Source organism: Aurantiacibacter odishensis (assembly GCF_003605195.1).
Classification (GTDB): Bacteria; Pseudomonadota; Alphaproteobacteria; order Sphingomonadales; family Sphingomonadaceae; genus Alteraurantiacibacter; species Alteraurantiacibacter odishensis.
Genome location: NZ_QYOS01000003.1, coordinates 1 through 2,626, shown reverse-complemented (window position 1 = coordinate 2,626; position 2,626 = coordinate 1). Strand labels below are relative to the sequence as shown.

At 58.5% G+C, this 2,626-nt stretch carries 4 protein-coding genes; 2 read left to right on the top strand and 2 right to left on the bottom strand.

What is annotated here, in order from left to right; all coding sequences use genetic code 11:
- Positions 1-186: biotin/lipoyl-containing protein (locus tag D4Q51_RS00030; protein WP_120075298.1), on the top strand; the 186-nt coding region annotated here is incomplete at its 5' end.
- 49 nt (positions 187-235) lie between these two features.
- Here D4Q51_RS00030 and D4Q51_RS00025 read toward each other — a convergent pair.
- The gene (locus D4Q51_RS00025) at positions 236-1,357 is read right to left on the bottom strand and encodes an acetyl-CoA acetyltransferase (protein ID WP_338068434.1); all 1,122 of its coding nucleotides are present in this window, start codon (positions 1,355-1,357) and stop codon (positions 236-238) included.
- Between the two features lie 50 nt (positions 1,358-1,407).
- Between D4Q51_RS00025 and D4Q51_RS00020 the strand changes: the two genes are divergently transcribed.
- Positions 1,408-1,773: a Zn-ribbon domain-containing OB-fold protein gene (locus D4Q51_RS00020; protein WP_120075297.1), complete on the top strand. Its 366-nt coding sequence runs from the start codon at positions 1,408-1,410 to the stop codon at positions 1,771-1,773.
- Here the strand turns inward: D4Q51_RS00020 and D4Q51_RS00015 are convergent.
- Positions 1,761-2,626, bottom strand: an 866-nt coding sequence (locus D4Q51_RS00015) for a CaiB/BaiF CoA transferase family protein (RefSeq protein WP_162925062.1), incomplete at its 5' end; no start/stop codon positions are given. The two genes, D4Q51_RS00020 and D4Q51_RS00015, sit on opposite strands and share 13 nt — an antisense overlap.

Here is a 2,626-nt window from a genome sequence, read left to right as displayed (position 1 = left end):
CCGCAATTCGGAATGGGAATGCAGGATGCCGAGGTCGTCAGGTGGTTGAAGGCTGTGGGTGACAGCGTGACCGAAGGTGAACCGATCGCCGAGGTCGAGGCTGCCAAGACCACAGTCGAGGTGGACTGTCCCGTAACAGGGACACTCAAGGAATCTGCGCACAACCCGAAGAGGTGGTGGAGCTAACCGAAGAGGTGGTGGAGCTAAGGGGAAAGCTCGCCGTTATCTCGACCGGTTACCGTTCGTATCGAAAATCCGCCTGCGAGAACGCGGTTCGGGGCGAGGTGCAATCCAGCTCTCGCCCCCCTCTCACCGCAGTTCTCAGATCGTCGAAAGCGAACCGAGAATCGCGGTGGCTTGGCTTGAGAATGTTCCACCATTCGCGTGCGCCAGGCACAGATCGACGTCCGGCTGCTGATTGGCTGCTTCCCCACGAAGCTGACGAGCGGCTTCGACGATGGCGAACGCAAAAGCCCAGATCTTCCAGAAAGATCAGGGTATTGATGGTGAAGGCATCGTAGAGTTGAACGGTATCCATCTGTTGTGGCGTCACCCCTGCAATGGCCATGGCCCTCGCTCCGGATTCCCTGGCAGCAGTCGCCGTCAGGTCGGGCATTGCGCTGATCGAGTTGTGCCACGTTGCAGCGGCGGCACCTAGGATTGGCACCGGCGGTTTCGGCAGATCCGATGCCCGTCTGGTCGAAGTCAGATAGATCGCGGCGGCCCCGTCGGTAACGAGGCAGCAATCCGCCTTGGTGAGCGGGGAACTGATCATGCGAGATTCCAGACAATCTTCGATGGATAGTGGCCCCTTGGCGAAAGCCTCGGGATTGGTGTTGGCCCATTGCCGCGCAGCCACGGCTACGGCGGCGAGGTCTTCCCGGCGCGTGCCGAACTCGTGCATATGACGCGCCGCAACCAGTGCATAGCTGCTGAGCGGGAAGATGGGATCATATCGGGCTTCCCATTTGTTGCTCTTTGCAGGCGTAGCCAGCTTCCCGCCGCTGCTTCTCTGGTTGGAGCCATAAGTGATCAGCGCGTTGTCGATGTATCCAGCGTCGATCATGATGCTGGCCGTGATCATGTGACTGATGAAGGAGGACCCTCCCGTACGGTTATTGTCCGTGAAGCGAGGGGAGATGCCGTAGTATTCCGCCATGGAAAGAGTGCCGAATAGATCGTCTGGCAGACAGCCGAACAGTGCATCCACGTCCTGAATCCTGGCGTCGGCGTCCTGCAAAGCCATCAGTCCAGCTGTGGCCGCCAGATCAAGAGAACTGAAGCCTGGCATCTCACCAACCCCGTAGGTTGCGAGCCCCGCAATCGATGCGGCGCCTCTTGGAAATTCGTCCTTCATATTCATTGTCCTCGATTGACCCGGGGCATCCTTGACCATAATCCTAGGGCATGAACGACATCGAAGCCCATACGCCCGAAGCCGAATTTGAAGAGGGTTTGAGGCAAGGCAAGATACTGCTGCAACGCGATACAGTATCGGCGGAATGTCATTTTCCTCCACGCATTCGCGCTTTGGGCGAAGCGACCCAATGGGTCGAAGCGTCCGGACACGGAACAGTGCATTCCGTTACGGTGTTGTATCCTAAGCCCCCGCGCGAGCCTTACAACGTCGCGCTGGTCGAATTGGAAGAGGGCGCGCGCCTCATGAGCCGGGTTGACGGTATTGCAGCCGGGGAAGTTTCGATCGGGATGAAGGTGAGGGCGAAAGTGCTTCAGGCCGAGGCCGGGCCGCTGATCGTGTTTCATCCCGACTGACGGTTTTGCTGAGGTGGACCTGCCAATCGCTCGATCTCTTCGGGCGTAAAATTCGCTTCTTCCAGAATCTCGCGACTGTGCTGACCCAACCGTGGCCCCGGCTGACCGGGTTCACCGGGTGTTTGCGAAAAACTGACGGGAACGCCCGGCATACGCATGTTTCCATCAGCGGAATGTACTTGGTGCCAGAAGCCGACCTGCTCCAGGTGTGGATCGTCCAGCAGATCATCGATTGAACGTACCGGCATGGCAGGACATTGCGCCTGCGTAAGGACCGCCATCCATTCCTCGGTAGTGCGGGTCTCCAGGACTTTCGACAACTGGCCGAGCACCTGCGTGATATTCTGCGTCCTCGTTCTCAAACTTTTGAACATGGGGTCTTTCGACCATTCCGGGTTGCCGATAGCATCGAAGAAATTCGACCAGTGCCGATCATTATAGATCATGACAGCGATATAGCCGTCGGCAGTTCGATAAGGGCGCCGCTGCGGCGAAAGGGCGCGCGGATAGCCTGTGGGTCCGATCGGCGGGTTGAACATGGCCCCGCAAAGGTGTTCGACCATCGAGAAGGACGCCAGAGTCTCGAACATCGGGACTTCGATCTCCTGTCCATGTCCATGCCGCTCTCGCTCGAACAATGCTGCCATCACGGCATATGCCGCGGTGAGGCCCGCGACCTTATCCGCAACCACTGTTGCCAGGTAGGTGGGCTCTCCGCCTGATAGGGCGGCCTGCAGCGAAACGATGCCCGACGCAGCCTGGACGATATCGTCATAGGCGGGATAGTCTGCATATGGACCGGTTTTCCCATAACCGTACAAGTTGGCATATATGATGCGAGGGTTGCTTGCGC

Bases quoted from the DNA above. Each gene is read 5' to 3' on its own strand.
- D4Q51_RS00025 (WP_338068434.1), bottom strand. From the start codon at position 1,357: ATGAAGGACGAATTTCCAAGAGGCGCCGCATCGATTGCGGGGCTCGCA.
- D4Q51_RS00020 (WP_120075297.1), top strand. From the start codon at position 1,408: ATGAACGACATCGAAGCCCATACGCCCGAAGCCGAATTTGAAGAGGGT.